The organism is Candidatus Tokpelaia sp. (assembly GCF_008636115.1).
Classification (GTDB): Bacteria; Pseudomonadota; Alphaproteobacteria; order Rhizobiales; family Rhizobiaceae; genus QLZD01.
In genome coordinates, this window is record NZ_QLZD01000022.1 from 1 (window position 1) to 15,192 (window position 15,192).

Here is a 15,192-nt window from a genome sequence, read left to right on the forward strand (position 1 = left end):
CGACTGCTGCCGCAAGCAAGGCTGTGGCCGCTTTTATGCAAAATTATTTGCTGTGCCGGCGGCAGCAGAACGGCCGCTATAATGGCCGGCTGGGGTGTTGTGGCAGGACAGCCGGGGCTGCGGCAGCCTGAGCGCCGAAGGGCGGCGGCTGTTGCAGACGGCGGTTAAGGGCGCGGATAATTTCCGCCGCTGCCGGCGGCAGCCTTTGTGCTGCGGCGGGGCAGCAAACGCTTGCCTGTGCCGGGTGTGGCTTTCTCTATTGTGAGGCAGAGTGGCCAGGCATGGCCGGGGGCAGTGTTGCTATCGCCCCGCTATAGCTCTGCTGCCGCTGATGAGGGCGCCGCCGGCGCAGGCTGGGGGGGCATGTGGCGGTTGCCCGGTGGCGGCAAGCCAGGCGCCAAAGGGCTGGGCTTAATGGCCGCGCCGGCCAAGATGACGCCTTATTTTTGTTACGAACCCGGCTCTTTGCCCGGCAGAAAAGCTTTATGCTTGCATTTTTACGGTCTTTAGAACATAATATGCGGGCATTGCTGGCAAATTGAGCTGAAAATGGCCTTAAAAAAGAGAAATTTGATGGCAAATATCAGTATTCGCAATCTTGATGATAGCATTAAAGAGGCTTTACGCCTGCGTGCCGCGGCTGAACATTGCTCTATGGAAGAATTTTTGCGCCGTTGTTTGGCGGCCGCGGTCGAAAAGGGCAGCAGTCCGGCAGCATTAGTGGCTGCCGGCAATGCGGCGGGGGCAACAGAATGGCCGGGGCAGGCCGTAAATGAGCAAAGCTTTGCTGCGGCAGGGGCAGGTGATGGGGTGAAGGCTCTGGCGGCTGGCTTTGCTGCGCCGGATTTTACGGCCAAAGCGGAAGAGGCTACTGGGCCGGGAGCGGCAGGGGCGGCCGGGAAGCCGCAATTTATGGCCGGGCAGGCAGCGGCGACAAAGCCACAATTTTCCGCTTTGCAGGGTAAAAATATTGTGCTGATTATTGGCGGCTCTATTGCCGCTTATAAGGCTTTGGAGCTTATCCGCCTGTTGCGCCGCGCTCGCGCTGTGGTGCGGGTAATTATGACCGCGGCGGCGCAACAATTTATCACGCCGCTGGCGGTTGGGGCTTTAGCCGGCGGGCCGGTTTACCGCCATTTATTTGTCCATGAAGGGGAGCCGGATTTGGCGCCGGGCCTGGACGCTCGACCCTGTGGCGGTGAGTGCCAACAAGAAACCGAAGGGGCGCGCGCCAGCGTGCAAACCGAAGGGGCGCGCAGAGCCGTGCAAACCATGCCCGATTTGGGCGGCCGCGAAGGGAAAGATTTGGGTGATTTTGGGCGAGGGCCTATATCTGACCTGGGCAGTGAGAACTGGCCGGAGCAAATAGCTGCCGGGCAATGCCGGGAAAACAGGCTTGGGGCGGCCGGCGGCAAAAGTGAAAGAGAAACCGAAGGGGCGCGCGCCAGCGTGCAAACCGAAGGGGCGCGCAGAGCCGTGCAAACCATGCCTGGCAGCGGGGCAGGTTTGGACACTCGACCCTGTGGCGGCGCTCCGCATATGGTAATGGCCGGCAGCGGGCGGGAGCAGGTGAGGGAAATCGGCCATATTCAACTGGCACGGCAGGCTGATATTGTGCTGGTATGCGCGGCCACGGCTTCGCGTCTGGCCAAAATGGCGGCCGGGCAGGCTGATGATCTGGCCGGGGCGGTATTGCTGGCCACACGCGCGCCGGTTTTGCTGGCGCCGGCCATGAATCCGGCTATGTGGGCGCATAAGGCTACACAGCGTAATGTGGCGCTGTTGCGCCGGGACGGCTGCCATATTATTGGCCCGGAGCGGGGTGAAATGGCCGAAAGTGGTGAAGCCGGCCTTGGCCGTATGAGCGAACCGGCCGCCATTATCGCCGCTTTGGCGACAATGGCGGCCAATATGTCCGGCCTGGCGGTAAGTCGGCAACTCTGTGAGGGCAGGGCTGGCAGTGGCGCCGATGGCGCCGCTTCAAGCGCCGGCGCTACCTTTTCGGGTACTTGCCGGCCCGAGCAAGGGGTTGTTTTCAACCCGGTTTGCGGAGAGAGAAAGCGGCCGGCGCCGGTATCCGCTGCGACAGATTCGGTTAATCCGGGCGCTTGCCGGCAAGGAAACATAGCCGGGAGCGCGGCAGATTTGGCCGGCGCCGGTGAGATGGCCTTTACGGGCGATGAAGATTATGCGACGGCCGGGCAAAACCTGGCTGTGCCGAGGGCGCCATCGCTGGCGGGGCGGCATATTATTGTAACCTCAGGGCCGACACATGAGGCGCTGGATCCGGTGCGGTATCTGGCCAATCGCTCTTCCGGCAAGCAGGGGCATGCGCTGGCGGCGGCGCTGGCGGCTTGCGGCGCGCGCGTGACATTGGTTTGCGGCCCGGTGCTGCTGCCTGACCCGCCGGGGGTGGAAGCCGTGCATGTAACCAGCGCGCGGCAAATGCGCGCCGCCGTGCTGGCGGCCTTGCCGGCCGATGCCGCTATATTTGTGGCGGCGGTAGCCGACTGGCGGCCGCAATATGTTTTTTCTGATAAAATCAAAAAGCCGAAAATTCGGATCATAGCGGCGGGTAGCAGCAAAAATAAGGCTGAAGCCGCCGCGGCTGTTGCGGCACCGGCCGGCAGTGGGGTTGAAATCAGCGCCGGGCAGGTAAAGCTGACTTTAGTGGAAAACCCGGATATTCTGGCAGAAATCGGCCATAATTTGCGGCGGCCGCGCCTGGTTGTCGGCTTTGCTGCCGAGACGCGTGACGTGCTGGAAAACGCTGCCGCCAAGCTGGCGAAAAAAGGAGCAGACTGGATTATTGCCAATAATGTTGCCGCCACGGCTGACGGCAGCAGCATTATGGGCGGTGATCACAATCATATTCATATTCTCAGCCGGGAAGGGGTAGAAGAATGGCCGGAAATGTCAAAAATACAGGTCGCGGCTCGGCTGGCAGAAAAAATCGCCGCTTTTTTTTGCCGCAGCAGAACAAAAATAACAAAGGCAAAGGCCGGTTCCATAGTGCCCGGATAATATGTGCCGGCCGCGCTTTAAGCTTTTATTTACCCTGTTTATCAAGATTTGGAACAGATAAGAACGAATCATGGGCGAATCATCGACCTGACAATGTTCTTGCTCTGTTCATAGCTTATATAGGGGCTGGCCGCTCTATTGCCACAAAATATAGCACCGGAAGGCAGCCATTGCTGCTACCGTTACAGGGAAAATCTTAATATTTATGGTTAATAAAATATTAAGATAAAAGACTGGGCGGCAGGAAAGCTTCCGGCTCTATAAGAGAAAACCGTCAGACAGGTTACGAAAATGGAGCAGGGCGAAAAGCCGGGCAGTCGGCAGCAATAATGAGCGGCAAAAATGCCGCTATTATCCTTCTGCCAAAGTGAATAAAACCGGCACCGGCGGCACCGAAGGCAGGAGCAAAATAGCTCTTCCCTGTCGGCCGCTCAGCCTGCCCAGCCCGTCTGGTCAAGCCTGTAAGGCGGCAGCGGAGCGTTTTTCTCTTCTCTGCTGCCGCTCGCCTGATACGGGGGCGGCGGCCAAAAGCCGGCGGCGAACAGGATTTCGCTGCCCGCCGGCCAAGTAGCAATAACTCCGCCGCAACCCGGAAAATTCTACAGCCGGCAGGGCAAATATAGCGGCTATTTATTATTACGATTCTACCGGCAGGCAGAGTCGCCTGTCAGCCGAAAGTTTTAAAGCGGACGGCATTACTGATAAAGGTTTTTTCCGGGAAAGGCTGCTCATTGGCACCAAAAGGCATTTGCGCCCGTAATTTCCAACTATCGGGTATAGCCCATGTTTTGGCGGTCTCACTGTCAATCAGCGGATTATAATGCTGTAAGCTGGCACCGATATTGACATTGGCCAAAGCTGCCCATACGGCAAATTGCGCCATGCCGCTTGCCTGTTCCGACCAGACAGGAAAATTATCGGCATAAAGGGGAAACTGCTTCTGTAACTCTTTTACACTGTTTTGATCTTCATAAAACAGCACTGTGCCGGCGCCGGCGGCAAAACTTTCCAGCTTTTCGGCTGTTTTGGCAAAGCCATCGGCAGGCACAATCTTGCGCAGCTCAGCTTTGGCAATATCCCACAATTTATCGCTCTGCGCACCAAACAGGATAGTAATGCGCGAGCTTTGCGAATTAAAAGCGGAAGGGGCAAGGCGGACGGCCTCTTTAATCAGCGCTTCTACCTCTGCTTGCGGCAACGGCAGTTTTCTGCCCAGGCTATATTGTGTTCTGCGTTTTTTAATGGCGGTTATCAGTGCATTGCTCATTGCCAACTCCCTGGTTTCAACATATTGGCCGCGCCGGACAGGCTGCCGGCACGGCTTGCCGTAATATATATGTCAGGCACCGCTTATTTAACCTCATGCGGGAATTTTGCCCGCTGCGGCTGATGGTGCACCATGGTTGCCGCATAATCAATGCCCATGCCGTAAGCGCCGAAATGCTCACAGGATATATCCATAACACCCTGATATGTCTCCCGCCGTTTCCAGTCGCGCTGCAATTCCATCAGGAGCTGGATAGAGGTGGTGCTTTGGGCGCCATGCTGCTCCATGCGGCGAATGGCGGCATTATGCACCTGCCTGCTGACACCGCCTGAGGCATCAATATTGATAAAGACTTCATAGCCTTCAGCCAGAGCGCTGAGAACCGGGAAAGACAGGCAGGCCTCTGTCCACAAAGCGGCCATAACCAGCTTCTTTTTGCCGAGTTTTTTGACGGCTTCAAGAAAAAGCGGCTCTTCCCAACTGTTAATATTGCTGCGCTCAATCGGCTTTTGCCGGAGGACGTCCATCAATTCCGGCCAGATATAGCCGGAAAAGCCTTCGGTCTCAATGGCCGTGAGGATAGTCGGCACTTTAAACAGCCGCGCCGTTTTGGCCATAGCCACGACATTATTTTTCAGTAGCTGGCGGTCGATAGAGGCTGTGCCCAGCCCCATTTGCGGCTGGTGATCAATGAAAATAAAGGCGCAATTATCCGGAGTGAGCAATTTTTCTGTAGCAGTGGTCATAATTCTAATCCTTTTCATAACGGCAAAGGCGGCCTTACTCTAAAGCCGCTTGCCGGCCGGCGCCCGTGGTATCCCCCGTATTATGAGCATAAGCCGCATTAAAGCGCTCAAGTGAACCGGAAATATGGCAGAAAAAAGTTATTATTACCGACTATCGGCGGCGGCTGTCAATCCTCTGCGCCGGCGGCAGATTTTTCCTGTTTTTTACTGCGTATTACCAGCACAGCGGCGAGCAAAACCCCCAAGGCGCCGCTAAACCAGGTAAGCGCATAGACCAGATGATTATTGGTGAAATGTATTTCCGTTAAGCCGCCGCGCGGCCAGCCATCGGGATTGGACGCCCTGTCGGCATCGATAAAATAGGGCGCGACTTTGGCCGGCGGCAGGCCGACAGCCTGCGCCAAAGCCGGTAATTGCCGGTGATACCATATATTATTTTGCGGGTCATTTTTGTTGAAAAGCCGGCCGGGGCCTTCACTCAGGCGCAACAGGCCGTTTATGGTAACCTCACTTTGGGGCAGGCTTTTTTGCTGTGTTTTATCCAGCGGCACAAAGCCGCGATTGATAAAGGTAATAGTGCCGTCCGGCGTGCTGAGCGGGGTCATCACCCAATAACCGGCACCGCCGGTTTCATCTAGAATATCAAGCAGAACCGAGGCCTTGACCAGAATTTCCTTATCATGCAACAGGCGGCCTTTAATATAAACCGGGCGATAAGCGTCTTTTTCGGCTGTAATTGTGCCCCATTCTGCCGGCAGCGGTGCCGGCACCGGCGGCAAATGCACACGCGCATTGACACGGGCGATTAAATCTTCTTTCCACGCCAGTCTTTTGACCTGCCACACGCCCAAAGCGGTGAAAGCGCAGAAAAAGAAGATAAGACAAAAAATAAAAACGGCGGAAAAGAAGCGGGCAGCCACAGATTTTCTCTGTTTGTCCGCTTTATGAGGCGGTTTTTGCCCATTATCGGCGATTATAGTGTCTTTTGAGGGAGGGTTGGGCAGCATTGGCTATGCTCTCGGATTTTGTTTCCCGGCTTAAAGCGCGGCCGGCCTGCCGGTTTTTAGCATTGATTGGCTAAAGGTGCAAAGTTAATTTGACTTCTGCCGATTTTGCCTATATGAGGAAAGCTCTGATTTCTGGATTGAGAGCTGTGTCCTTGACAAGGAGCCTGTGCTGTGGGTATTACCCGTGAGCCAGGCAGAATTTGAGTGATGGCGCGGCGCAGTTATAGGGTGATTATCATGTCTCGCGCTTGCGAATTAACCGGCAAAAAAGTGCAATATGGCAATAATGTCAGCCATGCCAATAATAAAACGCGCCGCCGCTTTTTGCCCAATCTTTGCAGTGTTACGCTTATTTCCGATTCTCTGGCGCAGACTTATCGTTTGCGCGTTTCGGCTCATGCCTTGCGTTCAGTTGAGCATCGCGGCGGGCTGGACGCTTTTCTGCTGAAAGCTGATGCCAGGATTTTGTCACCCCGGGCGCGCCTTTTGCGGCAGAAAATTATCAAAAAGCAGCTTGAAAAAGCGGCCTGATTTTCGCCCTGGCGCTGTTTGACGGAGCAAGCTCAGGAGTCCGTTAGGTGCCGGCCGTCTTTGGTTGCTGCTGCGCGGGGGGGCGTGGAGCTGTAAGCCCCTGTCGGAGAGGGCGCGGGGCCGGATATGCCCGGCAGCGGGGGGAGGTGTCCATTATTCAGGTGACCGCTATTATTGCCCGTTAATTGCGCTTGTAGTGAGCGATTACGGGGTTTTGAAATAAAGGCCGGTTCCATCACCCGGGATAAAAAATGAGTCACAGCGATCAAGAGGCGGGGAGCGCCGGCAGGCTTGCCTGTGGCGCGAGAGTTGGGCGGCAGCCCAGAGGGGATAAAAAGGCCGTAAAAGAGCCGGTGCGGCAAGTGCCGCAATTTCCTTCTGCGGCTCAGGGGAATAGCTCATTTTTTCGCCGGCCGCAAAGCCGCGATTATATTTTTGCTGTTTTAGCCATGTGCGTGGCGGTGACAGCTTCCAATATTCTGGTGCTCTACCCGTTCCATTATTTTGGTCTGGAACATATTCTCACTTACGGCGCTTTTATTTATCCTTTTGCGTTTCTGGTAAATGATGTTACCAATCGCCGTTTCGGCAGCCAAATGGCGCGGCGGGTGGTTTATGCCGGTTTTATTGCCGGCCTGGCCAGCTCGTGGTATTTGGCCAGCCCGCGTTTGGCTATTGCTTCCGGCACGGCGTTTTTATGCGCGCAATTATTGGATATAGCGGTGTTTTCGCCTTTGCGGCGCAAAAGCTGGTGGCAGGCGCCGCTGGCAGCAGCAATTTGCGGCTCATGCCTTGATACAATATTGTTTTTCTCTATCGCCTTTGCTCCGGTCTTCAGTTTTATCGATAAATTTGCACATTCAGGCAATGGCTCAATAAGTGGGCAGACCCAGCTTTTCAGCTTTACTATGCCCATCTGGTTTTCTCTCGCTCTTGGTGATTTTTGGGTAAAGCTGGCAATGGCCTTTGCTATGCTGCTGCCCTACCGCGCGGCGCTGGCCTGGCTCATGCCCGGCCTTTACGGCCTGCACAAAGCACAAAACTGAAAATTTCTTTATAAACAGTTTGCTTTGCCGCCCTCCCGGGCGGCTTTTATTTTTGAAAACGGCAGCGGGACAGCCAATGACGATTTTCATTGTATCTTTTATGACATTATCCTAACAATCCCATTTATTGAAGCTATAATCGCATGAAGGGATTATAAAATGACCAATGATAATCATAAAAGGATTGCGACTATGAAATTGCAGGCCCTTGCCGAAAGCGGCCTGGTTCAGCTCCCCACAACGGACGCTTTTTTTGTTCCCGTTTCGGTGGGGGAATTGCGCTATGCCGTGCGTGAAGGGCGCTATATTTATTGCAGCGCTATGCAGACCAATAAGAGCAGCAGCGGTGTTTATTATCTGGAAAACACCAATGGCAATGACTCCACCCAACAGACGGAAATTTATTCCAATTTCGGCAAATGTGTGTATAACCCGCAAGCAACCTTGAATCTGACCAATCAACTGGCCGGCAGTATTTATGATAATTATGTTCTCTATAGTGATGGGGATCAGAATGTCTGGTATTATAACCGGGCAACGCAGCAGGCAGTGATGATTCTGGATAAATCGACGGCGACTTATATTTATAAAAATGTCGAATATCAATGCGCCGATGAGGTGAAATTCCGTAATCCGGGCTTTTTTGCTGCCGGCCAGTTTATCCTTGTCGGTGATGATAAATTTCTTGTTTTTGATTATACGGAAACCGGCACGAGCTTTAGCCGCGCCTATGATCTGGAACCGCTGCAAGACAAGGTAACAAATGCCGAATGCCCTTATGTCAAAGGCGGCAGAATCTATTTTAGCGCTAATGGCAGCAATGAAACAACACAGCTCCAGACCGGCAATGGCGAGACTATAGAAATTCTGCGGACAACCGGCTGTTACAGTGTGGCTTATAGTGACACGGAGGTCACGGATTTGCGGAGAGAAAATGTTTCTCCCGATCTTTATACCAGTGACGGTAAGGGCATTTATTGGATTGGCAACCCGAATTATAATGATAAAATCGGTTATGTCGGCTATACGGGAGATTATTTTAATAGCAATTATACGCCACAATTTGGCGATATGTTTGAATATACAAAGGCGGAAGCCGGGGTGGATTTTGCTATTGATGCCGATTGTGAGCTTATCTTTAAAGACGGGCTGCAATCTGATTTTGAAATAAAATCTAACGGCCAGTCTCTAAAAATGGTAAATAATCTCATTACCAGAAATGATCTTGATGATGATGATTATAAAAAACAAATCCTTTATGTCGGGGTTTGGTCGATGATTATCACCAAAAAATATGTGGTTCTTTATCGGCATTATGATTGGCAGCCGGAAGCGCAGTCGGAAGACAGTTTTGTGAAATCTCCGGCAGAGCCGTGTCTGATTGTTTTTCAATCTCTCAATACACATGATTTAAAGCTTAATATGCCTGCCGACACGGAATTTTTCCTGCGGAGAATACAGCCCCATGAATTTATCATAACGGGTTGAAGCGGGAAGCTTGAGCTGCGTTGCGCTATAAAGAGCGGCGCGTAATAAGGCCGCTATAGAAACCATGATTTCCCCTTGATTCTCTATCGGACTCAAGGGGGAATATCCGGTTTCAGCCCCCGCGCAAAAGCTGGTGGCGAGCGCTGCTGGCGGCGGCGGTTTGCGGCTCCTGCCTTGATACGATTTTATTTTTTTCTATCGCCTTTGCTCCGCTTTTCAGCTTTATTGACACTTTCGCTCATGCCGGCAATGGTTCAATAAGCGGGCAGACACAGCTTTTCGGTTTCGCTGCGCCGATATGGTTTTCTCTCGCTCTTGGTGATTTCTGGGTAAAGCTGGCTATGGCTTTTGCCATGCTGCTGCTCTACCGCGCGGCGCTGGCCTGGCTCATTCCCAGCCTTTACCGTTTGCATAAAGCCTCAAGCTAAAATCTTTTCCAGAACAGCTTTATTTTACTTCTGAGGGTTGGCAGGCTTCTGCTGCAAAAATACTGCCGGCGGGCGGACAGGCTGCACCTTTGCTGCTTTTACAATAAATAAGAACAGCAGATAATAATGCTGTGTGGTAAAAAGCGGCGCACCCGGCAATAGCGCGCAAAAACAGAATTTGAAACAGCTCGGCTTCATAGCGGTGCCAAAAGTAACAGCCCTCATTGAAAACAGAGGGTCTGAAACGTTTCTCAAACTGCTCCGATTATGCGGAAATGTAACAGCGCCCCCTGAAAACAGGGGGCATGAAATCCCCCAGCAAGCACCCCACACATTTCCGCACGTAACAGCCCCCGCGCAAAAGCTGGGGGTCTGAAACTAGGCACTAATTGCGACAAAGGCCGGTCACGTAACAGCCCCCGCGCAAAAGCTGGGGGTCTGAAACTCGTGCCATTTGCACTATAGGCAGGGCGCTGTAACAGCCCCCGCGCAAAAGCTGGGGGTCTGAAACTATGATCGGGATAGGCAGTGCGTTCTACGCGTAACAGCCCCCGCGCAAAAGCTGGGGGTCTGAAACTACACGCGCACCGGAGAGTGCAAGGTATCTGTAACAGCCCCCGCGCAAAAGCTGGGGGTCTGAAACCCAGCCCTTTTTGCTGTTCGCGCAAATACGGTAACAGCCCCCGCGCAAAAGCTGGGGGTCTGAAACATGAATGGGCAAACGATAAAGTTGCCGCTTGTAACAGCCCCCGCGCAAAAGCTGGGGGTCTGAAACCTGACGGCACAACAATGCCTCTGGACAGCAGTAACAGCCCCCGCGCAAAAGCTGGGGGTCTGAAACTTATGATGAAGAAAATCGGCCGGAAATTGAGTAACAGCCCCCGCGCAAAAGCTGGGGGTCTGAAACAAATACGGGTGGCAAGTGATGATGTGAGCGGTAACAGCCCCCGCGCAAAAGCTGGGGGTCTGAAACTTATGGTGAGGGTGATATGTATCGCCCTGTGTAACAGCCCCCGCGCAAAAGCTGGGGGTCTGAAACGCATTATGGCGCCGACATTATGCGGGTCTGGTAACAGCCCCCGCGCAAAAGCTGGGGGTCTGAAACCCCCTCGCTTTCATCAATTATCTGCACCCCGTAACAGCCCCCGCGCAAAAGCTGGGGGTCTGAAACGCTTGCGCCTGTGCCGGCAGAAGGCTGATGGTAACAGCCCCCGCGCAAAAGCTGGGGGTCTGAAACAGCGGCCGAAATTGAGCAGATGGATAATTGGTAACAGCCCCCGCGCAAAAGCTGGGGGTCTGAAACCATTGCCAAAGGCTTTAACCAGAACCGACAGTAACAGCCCCCGCGCAAAAGCTGGGGGTCTGAAACAATGGCTGCGGCCGGTGCCGGGGCGGTTTTGTAACAGCCCCCGCGCAAAAGCTGGGGGTCTGAAACATTGCCGGGGGTTGGCACATCAGGCGTCAAGTAACAGCCCCCGCGCAAAAGCTGGGGGTCTGAAACCGGCAACGGCCTTGGCTGAAGTGGCGGAAGGTAACAGCCCCCGCGCAAAAGCTGGGGGTCTGAAACCGCCGACAATACGCCGGTAAGTCGCTTCCTGTAACAGCCCCCGCGCAAAAGCTGGGGGTCTGAAACAATAGCTTCAACGGCTTTAGCATCATTTGGGTAACAGCCCCCGCGCAAAAGCTGGGGGTCTGAAACACGCCCAAACGCACGCATCTGCGCAGGCGTGTAACAGCCCCCGCGCAAAAGCTGGGGGTCTGAAACCGTCGTCCCGCACGCTAGCGATGCCATAGAGTAACAGCCCCCGCGCAAAAGCTGGGGGTCTGAAACAAATTGAAGATTTTGATGCTGTGATGTCTCGTAACAGCCCCCGCGCAAAAGCTGGGGGTCTGAAACAAAAACCATTTGGCTAGTAAGCAAATCCAGGTAACAGCCCCCGCGCAAAAGCTGGGGGTCTGAAACTGTAGCCAATATGCAATAGCAGCAGCTTTTGTAACAGCCCCCGCGCAAAAGCTGGGGGTCTGAAACGCTTGCCGAAGAATTGTTTCAGGCCAGGCAGTAACAGCCCCCGCGCAAAAGCTGGGGGTCTGAAACTGCTGGAAGAGTTCAAATGTATATCAATGAGTAACAGCCCCCGCGCAAAAGCTGGGGGTCTGAAACTTCAGTGATTATGACTGCCTGGTTTTTGAAGTAACAGCCCCCGCGCAAAAGCTGGGGGTCTGAAACGGTTAATGCTTTGATTGACGACTTTAGGACGTAACAGCCCCCGCGCAAAAGCTGGGGGTCTGAAACGCACTTCCCTTATTTATCTGAAAATAAACAAAAAAAGCACATAGCAAGCGCACAAAAATGATATTATCACCCGTCTTGCAAGAGCGAATAGAGCACTTTTTCGCGCGTTTGGCAAGCTTTATTTTAAAGAATCCTGCGCTTTTTCCAAGGCAAGAATAAGCTGCCGCAAGCGAAAGCGCAAGGCTTTACGCGGCTCTATTTTGCCGTTCTGCCGTGCTGTTCGCTGTTTTTCCAGCCTTTCGCCTGAGATTTTCTGTTTATTAGAGAGGCGCCGCAATTTTATGGTGCCCGGCGGTTCTGTTGCTGTTTTTTCTATATGCGTTATTGAGCAATTCTCTGCTTCCAGAACGGCTTTAACAGCATTGTAAAAATGCGCCGGGCGCGGAAATGAGGAATTGGCAATTAAAGGATTTTGCGGTGTCAAAATTTGCATAATTTGGGTAAAAATTTCCTGCTCAGAAAACGTTTTTTTTGTTTCTTCGTTCTCTGTCAGCCAAAATAGCCCATTATGAGCGATCTGATTGCGGATAGCTCGCAGGTTCAAATCTTTAATTTTGCCAATTTGCTCCTTTTCTTCTTTGCGTTGTTTTTTACTTATGCCGCGCTGTTCTAATGAAGAAAGCGGCTGATATTTTTCAGCATAATTGTCACTATAAAAATGTATGATTTTTTGCAGGCGCATAATGGTGAGATAAAAAGGCAGGATTTCATTTTTAAAGCTCAGGCGATTCTCCGTATCGGCATAGATAATATAATCCTGCTGCCGTGGATTTTGGCTGTCAAAGGTTTTTAATTTACTTATGACCAGCGGCGCGCCCAGCCGGCTGCAGATTTGCCGAAAATTTTGTTCGCCGATAAAATCGTAATACTGTTTGAAGCGGTTTTCGCGTAAGTCCGTTGGGGCAAGTTTCAGCCCGTAATAATATTTGCGCCATTTGCCGCTCAGCAATTCGCGACTCTTTTGTTTTTTATTTTTATAGCCGCCGCTTTTTGTTCGTTCTGCCTCGGGGGTATAAATATTTTTGCGCGCCCGCGCCTCAGCAAACATGGCTTTTATGCCTTCTGCGCGTTTTTCTTTGGCATATTGCAGTATAGACTGCATATCAGCAATTATTGCTGCTGCATAATTGGTTTTTATGTGTTTGGCGGCGTGTCCCAGCTCATTACAGAATTGCGGCAATAATAACAGCCCTAACACGGTGAGACATTCAGCATTTTCCTGCGGGGTAGGGATTTTATCCTGTTTGGCTATTCTTTCGTCATAATGTTCGAGGAAGTGGCGCGTTTTGACCAGCAGATTAACGGCCGCAATAAATTCATCAATATTCCATGGCAGGCCGTGCCGCTGCACCAGCCCTTTACTGAAAATTTCATAAATTTTAGCATGGCCTTTGGGCGCCGGGGTTTGTGCCAAGGCCTGCAACAGCTTAATAAAACCGGTATTAAGTATATCCGTTGTTTGGGCATAGCGGATTTTGGGGATTAAAATGGCGTCTTTAAAAGCGCTGCCGCAGGGTTTTCGCCTGCCGGAAGAATCAGGAATGCCGTTCTGTGCCAGATCAAACAAGCGCTGCCGCCGCTTTTTAGCGGTGCGCGGGAAGGCCTGCCAAAAAATGCTTTGGCAATAAGTGCCGCAGAGGCGGATAAAAAACAGCAGATCAGAGCGCAGTTGCGGGCTGGCGGCCAATAGCGGCAGCAGGTCAAGTTGTTTTGGCGGGAGTGGTAAAGTGTTTTGCTCAGCGGCCGAGTGTGCGGCGGCGCTTTTTGCGAGTGAGGCTTGAGGCGGGGTAGCGGCGGTATTTACGGCGACGGCCTGCGCCGGCGCCGGCGCCGATGTTGCGGGAAGAATCATAATTAACCCTCTGCTAACTATATTTATTAAGCTTTTTAGGCCGCCGGCGGCAGAGTGTAAAGATATTATACCCTATATCTGGTGCCGGCGACTTTTTGCCTGCTATATAGTGTGTGAACAAAGAGAGAAAACAGACATGGCTCTGATTCGCCCATGATTCGTTCTCACCTGTTCTGAGCGTTAAAATTTATGGTAAATAAAGTGTAAATTCAGCCGCTTAGCGCCAGAGAGAGGCAATTCGCCAATCAGCAGGAAAACCCATAGCGTGCGTGCGATGCGGGTGCTGCTGTATAAAGCCGATAAAATCGTGCCGCCACTCCTGCCTGCTATCGATAGAGCGCAACAAATAGACGATATAACAAAGAATATTATAAAGCTTTTTAGGAGAAGACAGATCGAGCGCTTGTTGCAGCAAGGGAGATGTGTTAGGCGCAGGCGGAATAGCAGAAAAGACTCTGTTCCATAAGCGGCCGTTATGGGCACAAATATTACGGATAGCGCGTAATTGGTTTAACGCTGCAATAAAGCCCCCCTGTTTAATAAAGTCACTTTTTCTGTTTTTGGCATAAAGATGGGCAAATTCCTGCTTATCTTTCTGTCTCAGGAAATATATAAAATATAAGAATTCACCAAAAGATAAAATTTCTGTTATAAGCCAAGCTTCAGGGAGTGTGCTATTGGGGCGCCTGGTTTTATATTTCATTATAAAATCTTCATTAGATTGAAAAAATTTAGCCTGTGCATTTTGTATTATGTCTTGTATTTTTTTGCCTTTCAGCTTCGGCGGGCTGTAATATTGGCAATCATAATAAAATAGCGGGCTGTATTTGAGAGAAAAATATTGCGCCCATTGAGTTTTGAGCGATATTTCTATTTTTCCTAAAGCGGTGGAAACTAAATCGCGCAATTTTTCATCGAAGTGATAGCGGTCTATTACATCTTCGAAGAACACATTTTCCTGAAAAGCTTCCAGCCGCTCATTATTTTTAGGGATTTGCGGTTTTGCTCTCTGGCGCAAGTCATACCAATAAAGCCCAAGGTGATAATAGCTGATATGACTGAGAGAGGACGCTGCTGCTGTTTTATCCCGAAAATGCATACCACGCTGTTCCAGCAGGTCAATATGCTGCTGCACTGTTTGCGCCGGTTTCGGGTATGGATTTGCGGACATTCCCCTTCCCTCTCCCCTTATAAAAAACCCTGCAGTTTGCATCATCAAATGCTTAAGCATTTAAGAGAGGCCGCAGGGTATGGGTGCCCCATAAATGGGATTTTGAGGAGATAAGTCAAGCGTTATTTTATTTTTTCAATAATTTCGTGCTGTTTTATAACATAAACAGGGTTAATCTTTCATCTTCAAGGTGTAGATTACAAGAGGCGGGGAGCGCCGACAGGCTAGCCTGTGGCGCGACAGGGACAAGAAATAAAGAGGCGGGGAGCGCCGACAGGCTAGCCTGTGGCACGACAGGGAAGGAAAAGGCTTTTATCCGGCGCGGCGGTTGTTTTAGCC

At 51.9% G+C, this 15,192-nt stretch carries 9 protein-coding genes, 3 pseudogenes and 1 CRISPR repeat array; of the genes and pseudogenes, 6 read left to right on the plus strand and 6 right to left on the minus strand.

The annotated features are described in order from the left end of the window. Positions 1–573 precede the first annotated feature (573 nt). The 3 pseudogenes from DPQ22_RS09415 to DPQ22_RS09135 form a co-directional block, all read left to right on the plus strand. Positions 574–681, plus strand: a pseudogene (locus DPQ22_RS09415) (FitA-like ribbon-helix-helix domain-containing protein); the annotation flags it as partial. Between the two features lie 231 nt (positions 682–912). Beyond that, positions 913–1,893: pseudogene (locus DPQ22_RS09130) on the plus strand (flavoprotein); the annotation flags it as partial. 309 nt (positions 1,894–2,202) lie between these two features. Beyond that, positions 2,203–3,024, plus strand: a pseudogene (locus DPQ22_RS09135) (phosphopantothenoylcysteine decarboxylase); the annotation flags it as partial. A gap of 283 nt (positions 3,025–3,307) precedes the next feature. On the opposite strand, the gene DPQ22_RS08825 reads toward DPQ22_RS09135, so the two are convergent. From DPQ22_RS08825 to DPQ22_RS03400, 4 genes are all read right to left on the minus strand, one after another. Continuing rightward, complete coding sequence (locus tag DPQ22_RS08825) at positions 3,308–3,481, minus strand: hypothetical protein (RefSeq protein ID WP_190323126.1); 174 nt, start codon at positions 3,479–3,481, stop codon at positions 3,308–3,310. A 210-nt stretch (positions 3,482–3,691) separates the two neighbouring features. Further along, the gene (locus tag DPQ22_RS03390; protein WP_150213181.1) at positions 3,692–4,291 is read right to left on the minus strand and encodes a nitroreductase family protein; all 600 of its coding nucleotides are present in this window, start codon (positions 4,289–4,291) and stop codon (positions 3,692–3,694) included. An 83-nt stretch (positions 4,292–4,374) separates the two neighbouring features. After that, positions 4,375–5,037 carry an isochorismatase family protein gene (locus DPQ22_RS03395; protein WP_150213182.1) on the minus strand — a complete coding sequence of 221 codons (663 nt, stop codon included), beginning with the start codon at positions 5,035–5,037 and terminating at the stop codon, positions 4,375–4,377. Between the two features lie 167 nt (positions 5,038–5,204). After that, complete coding sequence (locus DPQ22_RS03400; protein ID WP_150213183.1) at positions 5,205–6,044, minus strand: SURF1 family protein; 840 nt, start codon at positions 6,042–6,044, stop codon at positions 5,205–5,207. 237 nt (positions 6,045–6,281) lie between these two features. On the opposite strand from DPQ22_RS03400, the gene rpmB reads away from it, so the two are divergent. From rpmB to DPQ22_RS03415, 3 genes are all read left to right on the plus strand, one after another. Further along, the gene (gene rpmB, locus DPQ22_RS03405) at positions 6,282–6,575 is read left to right on the plus strand and encodes a 50S ribosomal protein L28 (protein WP_150213184.1); all 294 of its coding nucleotides are present in this window, start codon (positions 6,282–6,284) and stop codon (positions 6,573–6,575) included. Between the two features lie 449 nt (positions 6,576–7,024). After that, positions 7,025–7,621: a VUT family protein gene (locus DPQ22_RS03410; RefSeq protein WP_150213207.1), complete on the plus strand. Its 597-nt coding sequence runs from the start codon at positions 7,025–7,027 to the stop codon at positions 7,619–7,621. 159 nt (positions 7,622–7,780) lie between these two features. Beyond that, positions 7,781–9,109: a hypothetical protein gene (locus DPQ22_RS03415; protein WP_150213185.1), complete on the plus strand. Its 1,329-nt coding sequence runs from the start codon at positions 7,781–7,783 to the stop codon at positions 9,107–9,109. 771 nt (positions 9,110–9,880) lie between these two features. After that, a CRISPR array of direct repeats spans positions 9,881–11,830; the repeat unit is 36 nt; unit sequence GTAACAGCCCCCGCGCAAAAGCTGGGGGTCTGAAAC. Positions 11,831–11,948: 118 nt separating this feature from the next. Here the strand turns inward: DPQ22_RS03415 and cas13e are convergent. Together cas13e and DPQ22_RS03430 are read right to left on the minus strand one after the other, a co-directional pair. Continuing rightward, a complete protein-coding gene (cas13e, locus tag DPQ22_RS03425) occupies positions 11,949–13,682 on the minus strand; it encodes a type VI-C CRISPR-associated RNA-guided ribonuclease Cas13e (RefSeq protein ID WP_150213186.1) in 1,734 nt (577 codons plus the stop codon). A gap of 217 nt (positions 13,683–13,899) precedes the next feature. Continuing rightward, positions 13,900–14,853, minus strand: a complete 954-nt coding sequence (locus tag DPQ22_RS03430; protein WP_190323127.1) for an Abi family protein — start codon at positions 14,851–14,853, stop codon at positions 13,900–13,902. Between the last annotated feature and the right edge of the window lie 339 nt (positions 14,854–15,192).

Excerpts from the sequence above, each read along its gene's own strand:
- DPQ22_RS03390 (WP_150213181.1), bottom strand. The coding sequence starts at position 4,291 with ATGAGCAATGCACTGATAACCGCCATTAAAAAACGCAGAACACAATAT.
- DPQ22_RS03395 (WP_150213182.1), bottom strand. The coding sequence starts at position 5,037 with ATGACCACTGCTACAGAAAAATTGCTCACTCCGGATAATTGCGCCTTT.
- DPQ22_RS03400 (WP_150213183.1), bottom strand. The coding sequence starts at position 6,044 with ATGCTGCCCAACCCTCCCTCAAAAGACACTATAATCGCCGATAATGGG.
- rpmB (WP_150213184.1), top strand. The coding sequence starts at position 6,282 with ATGTCTCGCGCTTGCGAATTAACCGGCAAAAAAGTGCAATATGGCAAT.
- DPQ22_RS03410 (WP_150213207.1), top strand. The coding sequence starts at position 7,025 with ATGTGCGTGGCGGTGACAGCTTCCAATATTCTGGTGCTCTACCCGTTC.
- DPQ22_RS03415 (WP_150213185.1), top strand. The coding sequence starts at position 7,781 with ATGACCAATGATAATCATAAAAGGATTGCGACTATGAAATTGCAGGCC.
- cas13e (WP_150213186.1), bottom strand. The coding sequence starts at position 13,682 with ATGATTCTTCCCGCAACATCGGCGCCGGCGCCGGCGCAGGCCGTCGCC.
- DPQ22_RS03430 (WP_190323127.1), bottom strand. The coding sequence starts at position 14,853 with ATGTCCGCAAATCCATACCCGAAACCGGCGCAAACAGTGCAGCAGCAT.